General features: G+C 69.6%; 1 protein-coding gene. It reads left to right on the top strand.

Features of this window, described 5'->3' with window-relative positions; all coding sequences use genetic code 11:
• Nucleotides 1-868 (top strand): HlyD family efflux transporter periplasmic adaptor subunit (locus DYY66_RS08830; RefSeq protein ID WP_166288286.1); only part of this gene is annotated, 868 nt, incomplete at its 5' end.
• Nucleotides 869-899 lie beyond the last annotated feature (31 nt).

An 899-nucleotide genomic window follows, 5' to 3' on the forward strand; every position in this document is an offset into this window, starting at 1 on the left:
GGCGCAGTTCGCCGCGCAGGTGAAGGGCTACGACGACCAGATCGCGCAGTACCAGGCGACGATCGTCAAGTACCAGACGGACGAGGCGCGCTACGGCGACCGGGCGAAGATATCGGCGGAGATTGAGCGGATGCGGTCGGCGCTGGCGGCGGCGCAGGTGGGCAGCCGGCTGAACCTGCTGGCGGCGACGGACCAGAAGCTGGAGGTCGAGCGGGCGCTCGACTTTGACCGCAACGCGGTGCTGGAGGCGCGGCACGAGCTGGACGCGACGGCGGCGACGCGCGATGCGTTTGTCGAGCAATGGTACGGGCAGGTGAGCCAGGAGCTGGTGACGGCGCAGACCAGCCGGGACGCGGCGGCGGAGCAGCTGCGCAAGGCGGCGAGGCACCAGGAGCTGGTGCGGCTCGAAGCGCCGGAAGAGAGCGTGGTGCTGAAGATCGCCCGGCTGTCGCCGGCCTCGGTGCTGAACGCGGGGGACCCGCTGATTTACCTGGCGCCGCTTGGTTCGGCGTTTGAGGCGGAGCTGCATGTCGCGGCGCGCGACATCGGCTTTATCCGGGTCGGCGACGCGGTGTCGCTCAAGCTCGACGCCTACAACTTCATCGAGCACGGGACGGTGGAGGGCAGGCTGCGCACGATCAGCGAGGGCTCGTTCACCACCGACGACCAGACCGGCCAGCCGGCCGAACCCTACTACAAGGCGCGGGTGGCGCTGAACACGGTGACGCCGCGCAACGTGCCGCCCGGGTTCCGCCTGGTGCCGGGCATCACCCTCAAGGGCGACATCCGCATCGGCACCCGCTCACTCTTCACCTACCTCTTCGCCGGCGTCGTCCGCGGCTTCGACGAAGCGATGCGTGAGCCGTGATGGCCGCGACTGACGGACAGACCTCGTCGGG

This window comes from Candidatus Nitrosotalea sp. FS (assembly GCF_011319475.1).
Lineage (GTDB): Archaea > Thermoproteota > Nitrososphaeria > Nitrososphaerales > Nitrosopumilaceae > Nitrosotalea.